This window comes from Nocardia sp. NPDC051911 (genome assembly GCF_040681035.1).
GTDB classification, from domain to species: domain Bacteria; phylum Actinomycetota; class Actinomycetes; order Mycobacteriales; family Mycobacteriaceae; genus Nocardia; species Nocardia sichangensis.
Map to the genome: position 1 here is coordinate 219,428 of NZ_JBFAXY010000006.1, position 19,665 is coordinate 239,092.

Annotated in this window: 16 protein-coding genes; 10 read left to right on the forward strand and 6 right to left on the reverse strand. The window is 69.7% G+C overall.

Annotated features, from left to right (window positions below; genetic code table 11):
- Positions 1-16: 16 nt before the first annotated feature.
- Positions 17-3,637, reverse strand: a complete 3,621-nt coding sequence (gene smc / locus AB0L97_RS10145) for a chromosome segregation protein SMC (protein ID WP_364427239.1) — start codon at positions 3,635-3,637, stop codon at positions 17-19.
- Positions 3,638-4,055: 418 nt separating this feature from the next.
- On the opposite strand from smc, the gene AB0L97_RS10150 reads away from it, so the two are divergent.
- Positions 4,056-5,717 carry a hypothetical protein gene (locus tag AB0L97_RS10150; RefSeq protein WP_364427242.1) on the forward strand — a complete coding sequence of 554 codons (1,662 nt, stop codon included), beginning with the start codon at positions 4,056-4,058 and terminating at the stop codon, positions 5,715-5,717.
- 57 nt (positions 5,718-5,774) lie between these two features.
- Here the strand turns inward: AB0L97_RS10150 and AB0L97_RS10155 are convergent, their stop codons facing one another.
- Positions 5,775-6,200, reverse strand: coding sequence for a DUF1707 domain-containing protein (locus AB0L97_RS10155; RefSeq protein ID WP_364427245.1), 426 nt, complete (start codon positions 6,198-6,200; stop codon positions 5,775-5,777).
- A 224-nt stretch (positions 6,201-6,424) separates the two neighbouring features.
- On the opposite strand from AB0L97_RS10155, the gene AB0L97_RS10160 reads away from it, so the two are divergent.
- Positions 6,425-7,510 (forward strand): S-(hydroxymethyl)mycothiol dehydrogenase, encoded by a 1,086-nt coding sequence (locus tag AB0L97_RS10160; protein WP_364427248.1) that lies wholly within the window; start codon positions 6,425-6,427, stop codon positions 7,508-7,510.
- Positions 7,507-8,133 (forward strand): MBL fold metallo-hydrolase, encoded by a 627-nt coding sequence (locus AB0L97_RS10165; protein WP_364427251.1) that lies wholly within the window; start codon positions 7,507-7,509, stop codon positions 8,131-8,133. The genes AB0L97_RS10160 and AB0L97_RS10165 overlap by 4 nt, the downstream gene beginning before the upstream one ends.
- A gap of 46 nt (positions 8,134-8,179) precedes the next feature.
- Here the strand turns inward: AB0L97_RS10165 and AB0L97_RS10170 are convergent, their stop codons facing one another.
- Genes AB0L97_RS10170 through AB0L97_RS10185 form a run of 4 tightly spaced genes read right to left on the reverse strand, consistent with a single transcriptional unit; the run spans position 8,180 to position 13,221 of the window.
- Positions 8,180-9,043: a potassium-transporting ATPase subunit C gene (locus tag AB0L97_RS10170; RefSeq protein ID WP_364427254.1), complete on the reverse strand. Its 864-nt coding sequence runs from the start codon at positions 9,041-9,043 to the stop codon at positions 8,180-8,182.
- A gap of 1 nt (position 9,044) precedes the next feature.
- Positions 9,045-11,198 (reverse strand): potassium-transporting ATPase subunit KdpB, encoded by a 2,154-nt coding sequence (kdpB, locus tag AB0L97_RS10175; protein WP_364427257.1) that lies wholly within the window; start codon positions 11,196-11,198, stop codon positions 9,045-9,047.
- 1 nt (position 11,199) lies between these two features.
- Positions 11,200-12,870, reverse strand: coding sequence for a potassium-transporting ATPase subunit KdpA (gene kdpA / locus AB0L97_RS10180; protein WP_364427261.1), 1,671 nt, complete (start codon positions 12,868-12,870; stop codon positions 11,200-11,202).
- The gene (locus AB0L97_RS10185; protein ID WP_364427264.1) at positions 12,871-13,221 is read right to left on the reverse strand and encodes a potassium-transporting ATPase subunit F; all 351 of its coding nucleotides are present in this window, start codon (positions 13,219-13,221) and stop codon (positions 12,871-12,873) included. It lies immediately after the preceding gene.
- Between the two features lie 105 nt (positions 13,222-13,326).
- On the opposite strand from AB0L97_RS10185, the gene AB0L97_RS10190 reads away from it, so the two are divergent.
- The 7 genes from AB0L97_RS10190 to AB0L97_RS10220 all read left to right on the forward strand — a co-directional run bounded on the left by AB0L97_RS10190 (position 13,327) and on the right by AB0L97_RS10220 (position 19,647).
- Entirely contained in the window at positions 13,327-13,452 is a 126-nt protein-coding gene (locus tag AB0L97_RS10190; protein WP_364427268.1) for a hypothetical protein, read from the forward strand.
- Positions 13,453-13,521: 69 nt separating this feature from the next.
- A complete protein-coding gene (locus AB0L97_RS10195; RefSeq protein ID WP_356961265.1) occupies positions 13,522-16,062 on the forward strand; it encodes a sensor histidine kinase KdpD in 2,541 nt (846 codons plus the stop codon).
- Between the two features lie 31 nt (positions 16,063-16,093).
- Positions 16,094-16,798, forward strand: a complete 705-nt coding sequence (locus AB0L97_RS10200) for a response regulator (protein WP_355069850.1) — start codon at positions 16,094-16,096, stop codon at positions 16,796-16,798.
- A gap of 98 nt (positions 16,799-16,896) precedes the next feature.
- Positions 16,897-17,364 carry an OsmC family protein gene (locus AB0L97_RS10205; RefSeq protein WP_364427273.1) on the forward strand — a complete coding sequence of 156 codons (468 nt, stop codon included), beginning with the start codon at positions 16,897-16,899 and terminating at the stop codon, positions 17,362-17,364.
- Entirely contained in the window at positions 17,364-17,642 is a 279-nt protein-coding gene (locus AB0L97_RS10210; protein ID WP_355069847.1) for an acylphosphatase, read from the forward strand. The genes AB0L97_RS10205 and AB0L97_RS10210 overlap by 1 nt, the downstream gene beginning before the upstream one ends.
- Positions 17,643-17,976: 334 nt before the next feature.
- A complete protein-coding gene (locus tag AB0L97_RS10215) occupies positions 17,977-18,480 on the forward strand; it encodes a hypothetical protein (protein ID WP_355069846.1) in 504 nt (167 codons plus the stop codon).
- Complete coding sequence (locus tag AB0L97_RS10220; protein WP_364427278.1) at positions 18,481-19,647, forward strand: glutathionylspermidine synthase family protein; 1,167 nt, start codon at positions 18,481-18,483, stop codon at positions 19,645-19,647.
- Positions 19,648-19,665 lie beyond the last annotated feature (18 nt).

A 19,665-nucleotide genomic window follows, 5' to 3' on the forward strand; every position in this document is an offset into this window, starting at 1 on the left:
GACCGCGCGGCGCGGCTCAGCCCGCCGCGCCGACCGGGGCCAGGTTCTCCCCGCGCAGCCGCTGGGAGATCACCTGGGTGATGCCGTCGCCGCGCATGCTGACACCGTAGAGCGCGTCGGCGATCTCCATCGTCGGCTTCTGGTGGGTGATGACGATCAGCTGGCTCTTCTCCCGCAACTGCTCGAACAGGCCGATCAGGCGGCGCAGGTTGGTGTCGTCGAGCGCGGCCTCGACCTCGTCCATCACGTAGAACGGCGAGGGCCGGGCGCGGAAGATGGCCACCAGTAACGCGACCGCGGTCAGCGACTTCTCCCCACCGGACAGCAGCGACAGCCGCTTGACCTTCTTGCCCGGCGGACGCGCCTCCACCTCGATGCCGGTGGTGAGCATGTCCGAGGGGTCGGTGAGCAGCAGCCTGCCCTCGCCACCGGGGAACAGTTTCGCGAACACCTCGACGAACTCGCGTTCCACGTCGGCGTATGCCTCGGTGAACACCTGGAGGATGCGGGCATCGACCTCGGCGACCACGTCGAGCAGATCCTTGCGCGCGCTCTTGACGTCTTCGAGTTGCGTGGCCAGGAAGTTGTACCGCTCCTCCAGCGCCGCGAATTCCTCCAGCGCCAGGGGATTCACCTTCCCCAGGGTGGCGAGATCCTTCTCCGCACGCTTGGCGCGACGTTCCTGGGTCTGCCGGTCGTAAGGCATCGGCGCGGGTTCGCTGACTTGCTCGCCGCGCTCCTTGGCCTGTTCATATTCCTGCAGCTCCAGCGCCGAGGGCGGCAGCGGCACGTCCGGACCGTACTCGGCGATCAGGTCGTCCAGCGCGATGCCGAACTGTTCGGCGATGGTCGCCTCCAGTTGCTCGATGCGCAGCGCCGCCTGAGCCTTCGCCACCTCGTCCCGATGCACCGCGTCGGTGAGCTGGGAAAGCTGCGCGGTGAGCGCACGCACCCGCTCCTTGACCTGCTCCACCTGCGCGGCACACTCGGAGCGCTTGCGCACCAGTTCGTCCCGGCGCGCGCCCGCCTCGGCGACCACGCGCTCGAGTTCGCCCGCGATCTTCGCGCCGGATTCGGCGACGGCGGCGGCCACCTCCGCCGCCTTCTTGCGCGCGGCCTGGGCGCGCTCGGCCCTGGCCCGGGTCTCCCGCTCGGCGCGCGCGGCCCGGCGCAGCGAGTCCGCCTTGCCGCGTACCGATTCCGCTCGCTCCTCGGCCGTGCGCACGGCGAGCCTGGCCTCGACCTCCATCGCCCGCGCCTCGGCCAGCGCGGCCGCCGCCTCCTCCCGCGCCCGGCCCGCGGACTCGGTGCCCGCCGCGCCCGCACCGTCGGCATCGACCTCGGCCTGCTCGAGTTCCGCATGACGCAGGCGGTCTTCCAGTTCGGCGAGCGAGGCGAGTGCCTCTTCCCGGCTCGTCTCCGCGTCGTCGCGCTGGCCGACCAGCCGTTCGCGGTCCGCGTGTGCGGTGCGGGCGGTCTGGCCGAGCCTGCCCAGCCGCTCGTAGATCGCCACCAGCGCCTGGTCGGATTCGTGCAGGGCGAGCAGCGCGTGGTCGACGGCGTCCTTGCGATCGGCTTGCTCTTCGAGCGCGCCGGACAACGCGGCCTCGAGTTCCTCGGCGCGCCGCTGCGCCGCGACCAGTTCGGTCCGGGCGGCGTCGATGTCGGCCTGGATCTCCAGCTGGCTGGGCGCGCGATCGGAACCGCCCAGCAGCCAGCCGTTTCCGGCGAGATCGCCGTCGCGGGTGACCACGCGCAGCTCGGGCCGCACCGCGACCAGCGCGCGGGCGGCGGGCAGATCGTCGGCCACGGCGATCCCCGCGGTGAGCGCCGCGATCGCGCCGCGCACCGTATCGGGGCACTCCACCACGTCGACCAGCCAGCGGGCGCCGTCGGGCAACGCGCCTGGCTGCGGCCGATCGGTGCGCTCGGCGCCGAAGACGACGGCGGCGCGGCCACCGTCGGCGTCCTTGAGCGCCTGGATCGCGGCGTGCGCGGACTCGCCGGTGTCGGCGGCGACGGCGTCGGCCAGCGGGCCGAGCGCGGCGGCGACCGCGGCCTCGAAGCCGCCGTGCACACGCAGCAGCGCCGAGAGCGGGCCGAGCAGACCTTGTTCGCGGTGCTCCACCAGCCAGGCGACGCCGTCCCGGCGCGCCAGGTTCATGCCGAGCGCCTCGATCCGCGCGCCGAGCGATGCGACTCGCTTGCTCGCGTCGCGGTCCTGTTCACGCAGTTCGGTGACCCGCTGATCGGCCAGTTCCAGCGCCTGCACCGCGTGCTCGTGCTGGGCGTCCAGACCGGCCTCGCCCGCGTCGAGTTCGGCGAGTTCGGCTTGCACCGTGTCGAATTCGGCTTGGGCGGCCTCGCCGCGGTGACGGGCGTCGGCGATGGCGACCGACAGTCGCGCGATCTCCGCGTCCACCGACTGCGCCCTGGCCCGCAGGGTGTCCACCTTGCCGGACAACCGGGCCACGCCCTCGCGCCGGTCGGCGATCGCCCGCACGGCGGCCAGATGCGCCTGCTCGGCGGCCTTGGCGGCGTATTCGCGTTCGGCCAGCTGGTCTCGGGCCGCCTCCAAGGTCTCCGCGGCGATCTCCACCGCTTCGCGCAGTTCGGCCTCCTCGGCTTCGACCCGGTCGGCCTCGGCCTCGAGCTGCTCGGGGTCGCGGCCGTTGCTGACCGGAGCTGCGGTGTCCAGGTGCCGCGCCCGGTCGCCGGCGATGCGAATGGTCGCGTTGACCCGTTCGGCGAGCGCGGAGAGCTGGAACCACAGCTGTGCGGCGGCCTCGGCGCTCGGCGTCAGCCGGGACAGCTGGAATTCCTGCTGCGCCAGCGCCGCGTTGGCGGCGTCCAACTCGGAGTGCACGGTGATCTGCTGCTCGCGCGCGTACGCTTCCTTGCTCTGCTGGCTCGCCAGCTCTCCGCGCCGGGTGACCAGATCGTCGGCGGCCAGCCGCAACCGGGCATCGCGCAAGTCGGCCTGCACGGTCTGCGCCCTGCGCGCCACCTCGGCTTGCCGGCCCAGCGGTTTGAGCTGGCGGCGCAGTTCGGTGGTCAGGTCGGTCAGCCGGGCCAGGTTGGCCTGCATCGCCTCGAGCTTGCGTACCGCTTTTTCCTTGCGTTTGCGGTGCTTGAGCACACCGGCGGCCTCCTCGACGAACGCGCGGCGGTCCTCCGGGCGCGACTCCAGGATGGCCGACAGCTGACCCTGCCCCACGATGACGTGCATCTCGCGGCCGATACCGGAGTCGCTGAGCAGTTCCTGCACGTCCATCAGGCGGCAGGAGTTGCCGTTGATCTCGTATTCGCCCGCGCCGTCGCGGAACATGCGCCGGGTGATGGACACCTCGGCGTAGTCGATCGGCAGCGCGCCGTCGGAATTGTCGATGGTCAGCGTAACCTCGGCGCGGCCGAGGGGGGCGCGGCCCGCCGTGCCCGCGAAGATCACGTCCTGCATCTTGCCGCCGCGCAGCGCCTTCGCGCCCTGCTCGCCCATCACCCAGGTGAGCGCGTCGACGACGTTGGATTTGCCCGATCCGTTGGGACCGACCACACACGTGATGCCCGGTTCCAAGCGCAGGGTCGTCGCGGACGCGAAGGATTTGAAGCCCTTCAACGTCAGGCTCTTCAGGTGCAAGTTCGACGACCTTTCCGTGTTCTGCCCGGTCGGCGTTTCGCGTCGCGGCAGCGCATCCGGCGACCTGTCATGGTATCCGTCGCGTACCGGGAGCCTCCGGGGCCCGACGGCGTGCGCGGCCGAGTGGTGGTTCGGCGATATCCGTAGGTTATCGACTAGCCGCCGGTTCGCGCGCATTTCGATGTGCTCGAGGTTTGCCGGGATGGGCGGCCACGCTGCCGGGCGGTGTCAGCGGCACGACCCATTCGGCCCTCTCGCCGCGACCGGGGAACGCCCGCCCGCGCTCGGCCTGCCACCGGTAGCCTCCCCACCCGTGGGTCCGCCGATTCCGCGCGGTCTCGAACTGGCACTGACGCCACACCCTCCGGCCACATACGATCCCTCTGATTCGCCAGCGGAATTTCGGGAGCGCACCACGATGTCTGCCCCCTCACCAGGGACAAGTACCCGGTTCCGCCTTGCCCGGATCGCGGGGCTGGTACTCGGCAGCCTGCTGCTCCTGCACGCCTGTGAACGCAGCAAGAGCGCGCTGCTGAGCGATGTGCGGGTGGAGGTCGCGATAGCGGCCGCCTTCGGTGCGGCCGCCCTGGGCGCGGCGTGGTTCGAGATCAAACTGCGGGCGCAGGAGCAGGACGCGGACCCGCCGTGGGACGACGACGAGGAGGACGAAACTCCCAGTTCTGGGAATTTTCCCGGTCGAGCCGGGCGATCCGCCGACCCCGGATACGGCAGGGGCGAGCGTGCCGGACGCACCGGCACCGGCGCGCGGGCGACGCCCATGGCTCACTTCGAGGACGAAGACCTGCCCGAACCCGCGGAAGCCCCCGGGCGCGCGGATCTCGTCGCCGGGATTGCGCGGACATTGCGGATCACCCGCTCCGGCGACTCGGACGACCGGCAGCCGCTGCTCCCGCTGGGCGCGGTGACGAAGTGGATGCGCCGCGTCGACCCCGACGACGACATCGAGCCCGGCGAACTCGACGACCATGACGAGACGGAGCAGATCACCCGCAGCGAGACCGGCGAACTAGTCATCGAATCCGGCACGCGAACGGTGCGGGCGAAAATCTCCCGCTCCGGCGACCTCGTCCTGCACGGCCGCCGACACGGTGAGGCGCGGTCGGAATGGAAGTGGACGTTCCCCGCGGACGTCTTCCCCGCCATCCGCGGCGCACTCGGCGACGGGCGCGGTGACCTGCTCGATCTGCTCGAGGACACCCTTCCGTGGCTGGACGCCGCCGCCCGCCACGACCCGGGTGCGTGGCTGCGCGCTCACGACATTTCCGCGAAGTATCAGGAGAAAGGCGTCAGCGCCACCCAGGACACCCGGGAACTTCCCGTGCTCCAGCCGGGGCGTCCGCCGCAGCCGCCCCACGCGATCGGATCCCACCGGAAGCCGCCGAACGACGCGTCCGGCGCACGGGAGGCCCGCGCGTCCGCGAAAGCCTCCGACGACCATGACCACCGCGGAAAACCCGCTGCGACACGATCCCGCGAGTCCCTAGCCGCGCACGGCGATACTCGCTCCACCCGGCGCGGAGCCGCCGACCCACCGCCCTCATCCCCGCGCACCGATACCGATCGACGAACTCGCGGCGACAAACCCCGGCCCACGGGACAAGCGAAGCGTCCGGCCGACGACTACGGTTCGCCCACGCCGTCGCGCCGTCGCCGTGACGAACCCGAACCCACTCGGCGCGGCGATCGGCTCCCGCGCGGCGGCGGGACGGATGCACACCCGCGCCCTACACCCGGCCGCCCCGAACTGCCGAGACGTCGGCAGCAGGACGGGCACGACACACCACACGTCGCTGGACATCGCGACGACTACGACGAAGCGGATGCCCGATGGCCGCGAGCGAACCGGCGATCGGGGCGTGGCCAGGAGCCCAGGGACTTCGAGTCCGAGACCGGCCGACGAGAGCGACCCGATACTCCCTACCGCGACCGCCCCACCCCATCCGACCGAGCACCGGAACGGACCTACGACCAACCACCCAGCCGCCGCCATCGCGACGACCAGCGGTCACGCCGCGATACCTCGCTTCCCCCGCACGAGTCCTCGCGGCGCAGATGGTAGGACACGAAAACGGCGCTGTCACTCGATGATCCGGGTGACAGCGCCGAGGAATGACGCTCAGCTCGCGCGGTGGGTGAATCGGCCGTTCTCGAAGCCGGCCACCATGCGGAACGCCAGGACGGCGCCCCACGGGCCGATCACCCAGACCGGCCAGAAGTAGGTCAAGGCGCCGACGCTCAGCGAGATCGCGCCCCAGATGACCAGCACCAGCGCGCTCACTGCGAGCCAGGTGCTGCCCTCGATGCGCTGCCAGATCGGGATGCGCGGGCGTGCGGTGGCCGGTGCGCCCGCGTCCTTGCTCAATTCGGGCAGATCGGACAACACCCCGCGCAGGTCCTCCCGGTCGGTGGTGGCGTACACCTGGGCGACACGCTGGTCGTATTCGGGCAGATCGATCCGCCCGTCCGCCATATGCCTGCCGAGCAGGCGCACCACGGCGTCGCGTTCGGCATTCGAGGCGCGGGTGCCGGTGGAGATGTCCATGCCTGGTCCTATCGACGGGTTCCACCCTCCATAGTGGAATATGACTTAAGCATAACCCTCCAAAGTGGAATGTCAACCCCGCCGTGATTCCGGGCCGAAACTCGAGCCTTCCCGCGATCCGGCGGTAGTGTTCGCACCGAGAACAACTGTATGGACAGGTGTTCGGCTTGCGGGTCCACGGAACGGCCGGATCCGCGTCCCGAGAACTCGCTCAGGAGGCACAGGTGTCGGAAACCGTCCGCGGGATCGTGGCCCGCAGCAAAGGCGCACCGGTCGAGCTCGTCGAGGTGGTGATCCCCGATCCGGGCCCGCACGACGTGGTGGTGCGGGTGCAGGCGTGCGGGGTCTGCCACACCGACCTGCACTATCGCGAAGGCGGCATCACCGACGACTTCCCGTTCCTACTCGGCCACGAGGCGGCGGGCGTGGTGGAAGCCGTCGGCGCCGAGGTAACCCACGTGGCCGAGGGTGACTATGTGATCCTCAATTGGCGCGCGGTCTGCGGCGAATGCCGGGCGTGCAAGCGCGGCAAGCCCTGGTACTGCTTCGACAGCCGTAACGCGAGCAAGAAGATGACGCTCGCCGACGGGACGGAGCTGACTCCCGCCCTCGGCATCGGCGCGTTCGTCGACAAGACCTTGGTACACGAAGGCCAGTGCACGAAGGTCGATCCGGCCGCCGACCCGGCGGTGGCGGGCCTGCTCGGCTGCGGGGTGATGGCGGGCATCGGCTCGGCGATACACACCGGCAACGTCTCGATCGGCGACACCGTCGCGGTGATCGGCTGCGGCGGCGTCGGGGACGCGGCCATCGCCGGAGCCCGGCTGGCGGGCGCGCGCACCATCATCGCGGTGGACCGCGACGCCCGGAAACTGCGGTGGGCCATGGATTTCGGCGCCACCCACACCATCGACGCGAGCACCGAGGACGTGGTCGAGAAGATCCAGGAGTACACCGACGGCTGGGGCGCGGACGTGGTCATCGACGCGGTCGGACGGCCGGAGACCTGGCAGCAGGCCTTCTACGGTCGCGACTTGGCGGGCACAGTGGTCCTCGTCGGGGTGCCGACCCCGGAGATGACCCTCGAGATGCCATTACTGGACTTCTTCTCGCGCGGCGGCGCGCTGAAATCCGCTTGGTACGGCGACTGTCTTCCCGAACGCGACTTCCCCACCCTGATCGACCTCTACCGCCGGGGACGGCTGCCGCTGGACCGCTTCGTCTCCGAGCGCATCGGGATCGACCAGGTGGAGCAGGCCTTCGCGAAGATGCACGCGGGCGACGTGCTGCGTTCGGTGGTGGTCTGGTGACCGTCCGCATCGACCGCGTCGTCACCTCCGGCGACTTCTGTCTCGACGGCGGAACCTGGGCGGTGGACAACAACATCTGGCTCGTCGGCGACGACGACGAAGTGGTCGTCATCGATGCCGCCCACGACGCCGATCCGATCGTCGCGGCGGTCGCCGGGCGCACCGTTCGCGCGATCGTGTGCACCCACGGACACAACGATCACGTGACGGTCGCCCCCGAACTGGCCGAGCGCTCGGCGGCACCGATCCTGCTGCATCCCGGCGACGAGCCGCTGTGGCGCATGACCCACCCGGACACGGCCTACCGGCCGCTCTCGGACGGCGATCGAATCGCGGTGTCGGACAGCGAGCTTCACGTCCTGCACACCCCCGGCCACTCCCCCGGTTCCGTCGCATTGCATCTGCCCGATGCGAAGGTCGTGTTCACGGGCGACACATTGTTCGCCGGTGGACCCGGTGCGACCGGCCGATCGTTCTCCGATTTCGGCACGATCATCGAGTCGATCCGCGAACGCCTGCTGACGCTTCCGGAGGAGACCACGGTCCATACCGGGCACGGCGATTCCACCACCATCGGCGCGGAGAAACCTCTCCTCGCCGACTGGATCGCCCGCGGCCACTGACCGCCGCGGGCGGCACCCGGCGCCGCCCGCGGCGGCACCGCGCGGATCAACCGGGGAACCGGCGATCCAGCTCCAGGTTCAACCGGAGCACCTCGACTCGCGGCTCGCCGAGGAACCTCAGCGTCCGGCCGCTGGTGTGCTCGGCGACCAGCGCCCGCACCTGCTGTTCGGAAATCCCGCGCGCCTTCGCGACCCGGGGCACCTGGATGGCCGCGTACTCCGGCGAGATGTTCGGGTCCAGCCCACTCCCGCTCGCGGTGACTGCATCGGGGGGCACCGCCGGATCGGCGGGCGCGTCGCCGTGGATCGGGACGACTCGCCCGGCGGAATAGTCCCGTCCCGGTTCGGCGCATTCGACTCGGACGCCGCGAAAGGCGGCGACGAATGGCTGCGCCGGGCACGCCTCGTTGACGCTGACGACCTGACCGGGATGCGAAACGTCCCCGTCGGCGTCACGCGGTCCGATCACCGAGAGCACCGCGCCCACACCGCCTTTCGTGCAGAACGGACGACTGCCGTCGACCCCCTCACGGTCGCCGATCTCCTTGCTGCGGGCGCAGATCGTGGTGAGCAGGCTCGCGCGTGCCGGAGTGTCGACGATGTCCTCCGGTCCGAGATTGCTCGCCGCGGTGGACCGAGGATCGTAGCCGTCACCGGCGGCGGAAGGGCGGCTCTGGAAGTACCGCACCAGGGCCGCGCCGTCGGATCCGGTGAACGATTGCCCGATCAGGCCGGAGCCCACGGTCGTTCCGTCGACGGCGACCAGCGACCCGTCCGCCTTCTCGTGCAGGCCGGGCAGCTGGGCCACCGCGAAAACGGCCAGCGGGTAGACGATTCCGGTGATCGCCGTGAGCGCGAGCAACGCGCGCAGGGCGGCGAGATGCTGCCGGATCCAGGTTGAAAGGCGCATGTCAGGACATCCCGGGGAGGAACTGGACCACGAGGTCGATGAGTTTGATGCCGAGGAACGGCGCGATGATGCCGCCGAGCCCGTAGACGGTCAGGTTGCGGCTCAACAGTTTCGACGCGTTCGACGGCCGGTAGCGCACACCGCGCAGCGCCAGCGGGATCAGCGCCACGATGACGACCGCGTTGAAGATCACCGCGGACAGGATCGCCGACTGCGGACTGGACAGCCGCATGACGTTGAGCAGGTCCAGGCCGGGAAACAGCGTCACGAACAGGGCGGGGATGATCGCGAAGTACTTGGCGATGTCGTTGGCGATGGAGAACGTCGTCAGCGCGCCACGCGTGATGAGCAGTTGCTTGCCGATCTCGACGATCTCGATCAATTTGGTCGGATCGGAATCCAGATCCACCATGTTGCCCGCCTCTTTGGCGGCCGACGTGCCGGTGTTCATCGCGACGCCCACATCGGCCTGTGCCAGCGCGGGCGCGTCGTTGGTGCCGTCGCCGGTCATCGCGACCAGCCGTCCGCCCTCCTGCTCCCGTTTGATCAGCGCCAGCTTGTCCTCCGGCGTCGCCTCGGCGAGGAAGTCGTCGACCCCCGCCTCGTCCGCGATCGCCTTCGCGGTCAACGGGTTGTCGCCGGTGATCATCACCGTGCGGATGCCCATGCTGCGCATCTCGTCGAACCGCTCGCGCATGCCCTGCTTCACCACATCCTTGAGGTGGATCACGCCGAGCACCCGGGCGGCACCGCCGTCGACCTGGCCGACGACCAGCGGCGTGCCGCCCGCGGCGGAGATGCCGTCGACGGTGGCGCCGAGTTCCGCCGGCACCGAACCACCCTGCGATCGCACCCATTCGGTGACCGCGCTCGCCGCGCCCTTGCGCAGCAGACGGCCCTCGACGTCGACGCCGGACATCCGGGTCTGCGCGGTGAACTCCACCCACCGCGCGTGGCTCAGCTCGCCCGGTGTGCGCTCCCGCAGGCCGTAGGCCTGTTTGGCGTAGACCACGACCGAGCGGCCCTCCGGGGTCTCGTCGGCCAGGCTGGAAAGCTGTGCGGCGTCGGCCAGTTCCGCCTTGCTCACGCCGGGCGCCGGGACGAAGTCCGCCGCCTGGCGGTTGCCGAGCGTGATGGTGCCGGTCTTGTCCAGCAGCAAGGTGTTCACGTCTCCGGCCGCCTCGACGGCCCGCCCGGACATGGCGAGCACATTGCGCTGCACCAGGCGATCCATGCCCGCGATCCCGATCGCCGACAGCAGCGCGCCGATGGTCGTGGGGATCAGGCACACCAGCAACGAGACCAGCACGATGCCGGTGACGCCGTGCGCGTCCAGCGCCACGGTGTCCGGCACGCCCGGATTGTTCGACTTGCTGAAGATCGCCATCGGCTGCAGCGTGACCACCGCGAAGACGAAGATGATGGTCAACGCCGCCAACAGGATGTTCAGCGCGATCTCGTTCGGGGTCTTCTGCCTGCTGGCCCCCTCCACCAGGGCGATCATCTTGTCGATGAAGCTCTGCCCCGGTTCCTGCGTGATCCGGACGATGATCCGGTCCGACAGCACGGTGGTGCCGCCGGTCACCGCCGACCGGTCACCGCCGGATTCTCGGATCACCGGAGCGGATTCACCGGTGATCGCCGACTCGTCGACCGAGGCGATGCCTTCGACGACGTCGCCGTCACCGGGGATCACCTGCCCCGCCTCGACCACGACGTGATCACCGCGGCGCAAGTCCGGGGCCGCGACGCGTTCCTCGACCACCCGCGCGCCCGGCGACCACTCGACCAGTCGCCGCGCGACGGTGTCGGTCTTCGCCTTGCGCAGCGTGTCGGCCTGCGCCTTGCCGCGCCCCTCCGCGACGGCCTCGGCCAGGTTCGCGAAGATCACCGTGAGCCACAACCACACGACGATCGCCCAGGCGAAGAAGGTCGGGTCCGCCAGCGCGAGCACGGTCGACCACACCGCGCCCAGTTCGACGATCAGCATCACCGGGTTGCGCCACAGCGTGCGCGGATCGAGCTTGCGTACCGCGTCCGGCAACGAGGTCAGCAGCATCTTGGGGTCGAGCACGCCGTTCGGGACACTCTTGCCCCTCGGCCGCTCGGGCTCGGCCTGTGCCGAGACGTTCTCATCGATCGCGGGACTCGACATGTCAGTGGATTCCTTCGGCGAGCGGCCCGAGCGCCAGCGCGGGCAGGAAGGTGAGCGCGACCAGGATCACCGTTACGCCGACGACCATGCCGACGAACTGCGGACGATGGGTCGGCAGCGTGCCGATCGATGCGGGAGTGGTGCCCTGCCGCGCGAGCGAACCGGCCAGCGCGAGCACGAAGATGATCGGCAGGAAGCGCCCGAAGAGCATGGCCAGGCCCAGCGCGGTGTTGTACCACTCGGTGTTGCCGGTCAGGCCCGCGAAAGCGGAGCCGTTGTTGTTGGCGGCCGAGGTGAACGCGTAGAGCACCTCCGACAGTCCGTGCGGCCCGGAGTTGAGCATGCTCGCGCGCTGCCCCGGCATCGCCATCGCGGCGGCCGTGCCGACCAGCACGATCAGCGGGCTGATCAGGAAGTACGACGCGGCGAGCTTGATCTCGCGCGGCGTGATCTTCTTGCCCAGGTACTCCGGGGTGCGACCGACCATGAGGCCCGCGACGAACACCGTGATCACCGCCAGGATCAGCATGCCGTACAGGCCCGACCCGGCGCCGCCCGGCGCGACCTCGCCCAACTGCATGTTGAACATCGTCATCAGACCGCCGAGGCTGGTGTAGGAATCGTGGAAGGAATCGACCGCGCCGGTGGAGGTCAGGGTGGTAGCACCGGCGAAGGTGGCCGAATTCGCCACACCGAAGCGCTGTTCCACGCCCTCCATCGAGGAGCCGATCGCGGTCGGCACCGTGCCGTGGTGCTGGAGCTGGAACAGGTTGGTCAGCGTGACGCTGAGCAGTGCGATCGTCCCCATCACCGCGACGATCGCGTAGCCCTGCTTGCGGCTGCCCACCATCCGGCCGAAGGTGCGCGGCAGCGAAAAGCTGATCACGAGCAGCAGGAAGATCTCCACCCAGTTGGTCCAAGTGGCCGGGTTCTCGAACGGGTGCGCGGAGTTGGCGTTGTAGAAGCCGCCGCCGTTGGTGCCGAGTTCCTTGATCGCCTCTTGGCTGGCGACCGGGCCGCCCGTGATGGTCTGCTCGGTGCCGCCCAGCGTGTGCGCCACCTGGTCGTGCAGATGGAAGTTCTGGATCGCCCCGCCCGCCACCAGCACGAGGGCGAAGACGAAGGCGATCGGCAGCAGGATGCGCAGCGTGCCGCGCACCAGGTCCACCCAGAAGTTGCCGAGGTCACCGGTGTGCCTGCGAGCGAACCCGCGCACCAGCGCCACGGCCACCGCCATGCCGACCGCCGCCGAAACGAAGTTCTGTACGGCGAGCCCGGCCATCTGCACCAGGTGCCCTTGAGTGGATTCACCGGAGTAGTTCTGCCAGTTGGTGTTCGTCACGAAGCTGACCGCGGTGTTCCACGCCAGCGCGGGCGTCATCTCGGTGCCCGGATCGTTCAGGTGCAGGGGCAACCTGCCTTGCACGAGCTGGAAGAAGAAAAGGAAGAGAATGCCGACCGCCGAGAAGGCCAGCACACTGCGCGCGTACACGGGCCACGGCTGCTCGACTTCGGGATGCGCGCCTATCGCGCGATAGACGAGACGTTCGACGCGAGAATGCGCACGTCCCTCGTAGACCCGGTACATGTAGTCGCCCAGCGGCACGTGTACCAGCGCGAGCGCCGAGATCAGGGAGGCCACGAAGGCGATCCCCGCGGTTGTCGTGCTCACTCAGAACCTCTCGGGAAACAGCAGCGCCGCGACCAGGTAGACCGCGACGCCTGCGGCGAGAACGAGACCGATCAGGTTCGCGGTCACAACTTCTCCACCCCGCGCTGGATCAACCCCAGCAGCGCGAACGCCGCCACGGTGAGCGCGGTGAACACCACGACCGACATAGCTCGACAACCTCCATCCGCGCGCCGGGCTTCGGCGCGACAGAGCGAGTGAAGCGCCCCGATGGCGCGTTGGGTCGTTTCCTGACGACTTCTTGACGCCCCGGCACCTGGCATTTGCGGTTCGTTGACGGGCCCGCGATGCCCGCAAGTATGGCGTCAAGGAACACGGGCGGACCGTCAACACACCGTAAAAATCGAGGTCGGCCCGCCTGGCGGCGGTAGAAGTGGAGAGCCGGCCAGGCGGGACGATTCCAGCGCGACCGGCGCCGGGAAGGAAGAGAGGATCGCAATGTCGGCAGTGATCTTTGTCGTCGCATTCGTCTGCTGCGCGCTGGTCATTCGCGCATTCGGCGCTCGTGCGCAGACGCCGCGGCTGCAACCGGTGCGGATCGAGGCCGATGATGTGCGGCGGTGACGTGGGGCAGCGCGCCGGGACGACCCAGGGGTGTTCGGCCGGGGCGGCGCGACGCGCGATGATGAAGGCGTGAAACGCGGTCAGCTGCGTATCTACCTCGGCGCCGCGCCGGGAGTCGGCAAGACCTACGCCATGCTCGGCGAGGCGCACCGGCGACTGGAGCGCGGTCGCGACGTGGTGGCCGCGGTGGTCGAAACACACGGCAGGGAGAAAACCGCGGAACTGCTCGATGGCATCGAACGCATCCCCCCGAAGCTGATCGAATATCGCGGTAGCACGTACCAGGAAGTCGACGTCGAGGCGGTGTTGCGCCGCGCCCCCGCGGTGGTGCTGGTCGACGAGCTGGCGCACACCAACGTGCCCGGCAGCACGCACGAGAAGCGCTGGCAGGACGTGGCGCAGCTGCTCGACGCGGGGATCGACGTGATTTCCACGGTCAACGTGCAGCATCTGGAGAGCCTCAACGACGTCGTCGAGCAGATCACCGGCATCCAGCAGCGCGAAACGGTGCCCGACGCCGTGGTGCGCGGGGCGGATCAGGTGGAGTTGGTCGACATCACGCCGGAAGCATTGCGGCGCAGGCTCTCCCACGGCAACGTGTACGCCGCCGAGCGGATCGACGCCGCGCTGCGCAACTACTTCCGCGCGGGAAACCTCACCGCGCTGCGCGAACTGGCGCTGCTGTGGCTGGCCGATCAGGTCGACGCCGCGCTCGCCAAGTACCGGGCCGATCACAAGATCACCGAACTGTGGGAGGCGCGCGAGCGCGTCGTCGTGGCGGTGACCGGCGGTCCGGAATCGGAGACGATCGTGCGCCGGGCCGGCCGGATCGCCACCAAATCCAGCGCCGACCTGGTGGTCGTGCACGTGGTGCGCGGCGACGGCCTGGCCGGGGTCTCCACCGAGCGGCTGGCCCGGCTGCGCGAGCTGGCGGCCAGCCTGGACGCCTCCCTGCACACCGTCACCGGCGAGGACGTGCCCACCGCCCTGCTCGAGTTCGCCCGAGAGGCGAACGCCACCCAGCTGGTGCTCGGCACCTCCCGTCGCTCGCGGTGGGCGCGCATCTTCGATGAGGGCATCGGCTCCACGGTGGTGCAACGCTCCGGCAAGATCGACGTGCACATGGTGACGCACGAGGAGGCCCACCGCGGATTCCGGTACGCGGCCCTGCATCCGCGCCGCCCGGTGGCGGCGTGGCTCGCCGCCGTCGCCGTACCGGCCCTGGTGTGCGCGCTGAGCGCCGCCTACCTCGACGAGGTGCTGGATCTCGGCGGCATCAGTGCCGTGTTCGTGGTGGGCGTGGTCGCTGTCGCGCTGCTCGGCGGCGTCGTACCCGCCTCCTTCTCGGCGCTGCTGTCGGGCCTGCTGCTGAACTGGTTCTTCGCGCCACCCCGCTACAGCCTGACCATCGCCGAGCCGAACAGCTTCATCACCGTGGTGGTGCTGCTCATCGTCGCCGTCGCGGTGGCCGCGCTGGTCGATCTGGCCGCGAAGCGAACCGCGCAGGCGCGCAAGGCCTCCCGGCAAGCCGAACTGCTGACCATGTTCTCCGGCGCGATCCTGCACGGCGCGGATCTGCCCCGGCTGCTCGAACAGATCAGGGAGGTGTTCGGGCAGCGCGCGGTCGCCCTGGTGTCGGGTGACCAGGTCCTCGCCGAGGTGGGAGTGGGCCCACCGCGGCGGCCCTCCGACGCGGACACCGTGGTCGAGGCGGGCGATGCCGTGCACTGGTTGCTGCTGGCCGGCCGCCCGCTGGCGGCCGCCGACCGTCCGGTGCTGAACGCGGTCACCAACCAGGCCGTCGCTCTGGTCCGGCAGGCTCGCCTGGCCGAGGAGGCCAGCGCCGCCGCGGCCCTGCTGGAGGCCGATCGCCTGCGGCGGGCGTTGCTCTCGGCGGTCGGCCATGACCTGCGCACCCCGCTGGCAGGCGCCAAAGCGGCGGTTTCCAGCCTGCGCAGCGACGACATCGAGTTCTCCCCGGAGGACACCGCCGAACTGCTGGAGACCATCGAGGAGTCGGTGGATCAGCTCACCGCGCTGGTCGGCAATCTGCTCGACTCCTCCCGGCTCGCGGTCGGCGTGGTCACGCCGCAGGTGCGGCGGGTCTACCTGGACGAGGCGGTGCACCGCGCGCTGGTGAGCGTCGGGATGGGTGCGCGCGGGCTGCGGCGCGCAGCGATGGACCGGGTGCGGGTCGAGGTCGGCGACGTCTCGGTGCTCGCCGACAGCGGCCTGCTGGAACGGGTGCTGGCCAATCTGATCGACAACGCGCTGCGGCACGCCCCACGCGCGGGCACGGTCCGGGTCACCGCCGAACGCGCGGGCGACCGGGTCGCGATCGCGGTCGTCGACACCGGTCCCGGCGTACCGCACGGCACCGAGGAGCAATTGTTCGAGCCTTTCCAGCGGCGCGGCGACCGGGACAATACGACCGGCGTCGGGCTCGGCCTGTCGGTGGTGCGCGGGTTCGTCGAAGCGATGGGCGGCACCGTGCACGCCGAGCCCACACCCGGTGGAGGATTGACCATGCTGGTCGACTTGCCCGGCGGCGAGGCGCCGGACGCGAACGGCACGGGCGTGGCACACGAGACGACGAGCGCGGGTGAGTGAGGTGTCCGCGACGACACAGGAGGCGGCGGTTGTGACGAAGACGCCCGATGCGGTGGCGACGAAGGTGCTCGTGGTCGACGACGAACCGCAGATCGTGCGCGCGTTGCGAATAAATCTCTCGGTCCGCGGCTACGAGGTGATCACCGCGGCGACCGGCAGCGCGGGCCTGCGCGCGGCCGCCGACCGGCATCCGGACGTCGTGATCCTCGATCTCGGCCTGCCCGACATGGACGGCATCGAGGTGCTCGCCGGATTGCGCGGCTGGACCTCGGCGCCGGTGATCGTGCTGTCGGCGCGGACGGATTCCGCCGACAAGGTCGAGGCGCTCGACGCGGGGGCCGACGACTACGTCACCAAACCGTTCGGCATGGACGAACTGCTGGCCCGGCTGCGCGCCGCGGTCCGGCGCGGCGTCACCGATCCCGATGCCTCGGCGCCGGTGGTGACCACCGACTCGTTCACCGTCGACCTGGCCGCCAAGAAGGTCACCAAGCGCGGCGAGACGGTGCACCTGACCCCCACCGAGTGGGGCATGCTCGAAATGCTGGTGCGCAATCGCGGCAAGCTGGTCGGGCGGCGCGAGCTGCTGCGGGAGGTGTGGGGCCCGTCGTACGCTACCGAGACCCATTACCTTCGGGTCTATCTGGCGCAATTGCGCCGCAAACTGGAGGACGATCCGTCACGCCCCAAGCACCTGCTCACCGAGGCGGGCATGGGATACCGGTTCCAGGAGTAATCCCGGCCACGGTCCGCCGACCGCGCGGAATGGCCCGTCCTCGCGCGGCGTTGCCAGGCCCGCGAACTGATTGCGACGACAATGGCAGGATCGAACCCATGGCTGAACAGACCGCTACATCCGTCACCGCCCCCGCGGCGCCGAGCGCGCCGGAGCCGACCACGTTGTGGGTCGAGCGCACCGGGACCAGGGCCTACACCGGCCGCAGCTCCCGCGGCGCCGAGGTCCTGATCGGTTCGCAGGGCGTCTCCGGTGTGTTCACCCCCGGCGAGCTGCTGAAGATCGCGCTCGCCGCCTGCTCCGGCCTCAGCGCGGACTTCCCCCTGTCGCGCAAACTCGGCGACAACTTCGACGCCACCATTCGCGTCTCCGGCGACGCCGACCGGGAGAACGAGGTCTACCCGCAGCTGGACGAGGTGTTCGAACTCGACCTCAGCGACCTCGACGAGGAGGCTCGTGAACGGTTGCTGGTCACCGTGCAGCGCGCGATCGACAAGGTCTGCACCGTGGGGCGGACGTTGAAAGCGGGATCGAAGGTGACGCTGTCGTTCGACATCGAGGCCTGATGGACGAGGCCGTTCGGTTGAGCGCCTGGGTGCACGGACTGGTCCAGGGTGTCGGTTTCCGCTGGTGGACCCGGTCCCGCGCGCTCGAACTGGGACTGGCCGGGCATGCGACGAATGCCAGGGACGGCCGCGTGCACGTGGTCGCCGAAGGTCCGCGACCGGCTTGCGAGCGGTTGCTGGCCCTCTTGCGTTCCGAGGACACACCTGGTCAGGTCAGGTTGGTTGTGGAAAGCTGGGAGCCCGCGCGGGGTGATTTGACCGGTTTCGAGGAGCGGTAGTGGTGGTTCGGGCGACGAGGGGGGCGCAGCGATGAGCACGCTAAATCCGGGTGACGAGCGCCGGGACGAGCCCGAGCGGCCGTCCGGCCCACAGCGCCCGGCCGAGGACCGGCAACCGCCGACGCCGACGCCCCCCGATGAACAGGACAGGTCGGCACCTGCCGCCGGTGGCGCCCACCGATCGACCCCCACGTCCGCATCGGGTGACGCCGATCAGCCCGAAAACGACTGGTCGACGCCCACTTCGGTGCCATCGAGCGGGGCCGGTCCCGGCGATCGGCCGCCCGCCGCGTCCCCTCCTCGCCCCGGCAGTATCCAACGCCAAGAAGCGGGCGTGACCCGCCCCCGCCCGCCCACGGTGGCCGAGGCACGAGCGCGCGACAAGGCGCGCAAGCGCGCCGAGGAAGTCCAGCGCGCGGCCGCCGCGGCCGAGGAGGCCAAGAAGCGCACCCGCAAACGCGTCATGATCGGCGGAGTCGCCATCGTCGGCGTCGCCGCCCTGGTCGGCGGCGGCTATCTGGCCTATCGCGCCTTGGCTGCCCCTGACCGGGTCACGGCCCAATGCATGAAAATCGAGAACGGCCAAGAAATCGTGGTCGACGACTCTTACTGCGGCGACGGCCGTCCTGGCTTCGTCAACGACACCGGCATCAATCCCGGTTTGATCATCCTCGGCGGCGGGCCGCAGTACCGCTACTACTACGGCGGCACCGGCACGATCGGCAAACCGCCCGTCGGCGGCACCACGATCAAGCCGAAGAGCGCCGAGATCAAGACCAAGAGCGGCACCACCATCCAGCGCGGCGGCCTGGGTAGCAAGAGCGGCGGAGGATCGTAGATGCGGCGTGTACGGGATACGCCCCGGCCGGGCTGGCAGCAGATCATCGAGAGCCAAGGCCTGGTCTACGGTGCCCCGGGGCGGGACGCGAGCGGTCAGCCGCGGCCGTACTGGGACGAGTCGGTGCACTACGAGTTCGAGATGTCGGAGATCCTCGCCTTGGAGGCCGACGTCGAACTCCTGCACTCGCTGTGCCTGAACGCGGTGGAGCACATCGTGCTCAACGAGCGGTACGCCGATTTCGGCCTGCCCGAATGGAGTTGGGGCCCGATCGCCGAATCCTGGCGGCGTTCCGATCCGCACGTGTACGGGCGTTTCGACCTGCGCTACGACGCACGGCGTCCGGCGAAACTATTGGAGTACAACGCCGACACGCCGACCTCGCTGCTGGAGGCGGCCATCGTGCAGTGGCACTGGCTGACCGACCGCTACCCCGGCGGCGACCAGTGGAACTCGTTGCACGAGAAGCTGGTCGAGCGGTGGGGCGAGTTGCGTGACGTGCTGCCCACGTCGCAGCTGCACTTCACCTGGTCCGGTGCTGACGCCACCGGCGAGGACAACGTCACCACCGCCTACCTCCAGGAGACCGCGGCCGAGGCCGGTTTCGACACCATCGCGCTGCCGATCGAGGAGATCGGATTCGATTCCGAGCTGGAGCGTTTCGTCGACCTGGCGGAGGCTCCGATGGAGGCGGTCTTCAAGCTCTACCCGTGGGAATGGGTGCTCGACGACGATTTCGGCAAACGCGTCGTGGACAGCCTGCCGGAGACCATGTGGATCGAACCGCTGTGGAAGACGCTGCTGAGCAACAAGGCGATCCTGGCGGTGCTGTGGGAGATGTACCCGGGTCACCCGAATCTGCTGCCCGCCTACCTCGACCAACCCAACGAGCTCACCGAGTACATCCGCAAACCGAAGCTGGGACGCGAGGGCGCCAACATGACGATCGTCGGCGCCGGACTGGAGACCGCGACCGGCGGCGTCTACGGCGAGGAAGGCTACGTGTACCAACTGCTCGATCCGCTCCCGGAATTCGATGACATGCGTCCGGTGCTCGGCGCGTGGATCGTCGGCGACGCCGCGGCGGGGCTGGGTATCCGCGAGACCGCGGGACTGATCACCGACGACGGCTCCGCATTCGTCCCGCATCGCATCGCCACCGACTGAGCATCGTCACCGTCAAGC

What these genes read in the sequence shown, in the direction of transcription:
- AB0L97_RS10150 (WP_364427242.1), top strand. Translation starts at nt 4,056, where the DNA reads ATGTCTGCCCCCTCACCAGGGACAAGTACCCGGTTCCGCCTTGCCCGG.
- AB0L97_RS10155 (WP_364427245.1), bottom strand. Translation starts at nt 6,200, where the DNA reads ATGGACATCTCCACCGGCACCCGCGCCTCGAATGCCGAACGCGACGCC.
- AB0L97_RS10170 (WP_364427254.1), bottom strand. Translation starts at nt 9,043, where the DNA reads ATGCGCCTTTCAACCTGGATCCGGCAGCATCTCGCCGCCCTGCGCGCG.
- kdpB (WP_364427257.1), bottom strand. Translation starts at nt 11,198, where the DNA reads ATGTCGAGTCCCGCGATCGATGAGAACGTCTCGGCACAGGCCGAGCCC.
- AB0L97_RS10190 (WP_364427268.1), top strand. Translation starts at nt 13,327, where the DNA reads ATGTCGGCAGTGATCTTTGTCGTCGCATTCGTCTGCTGCGCGCTGGTC.
- AB0L97_RS10205 (WP_364427273.1), top strand. Translation starts at nt 16,897, where the DNA reads ATGGCTGAACAGACCGCTACATCCGTCACCGCCCCCGCGGCGCCGAGC.
- AB0L97_RS10210 (WP_355069847.1), top strand. Translation starts at nt 17,364, where the DNA reads ATGGACGAGGCCGTTCGGTTGAGCGCCTGGGTGCACGGACTGGTCCAG.
- AB0L97_RS10220 (WP_364427278.1), top strand. Translation starts at nt 18,481, where the DNA reads ATGCGGCGTGTACGGGATACGCCCCGGCCGGGCTGGCAGCAGATCATC.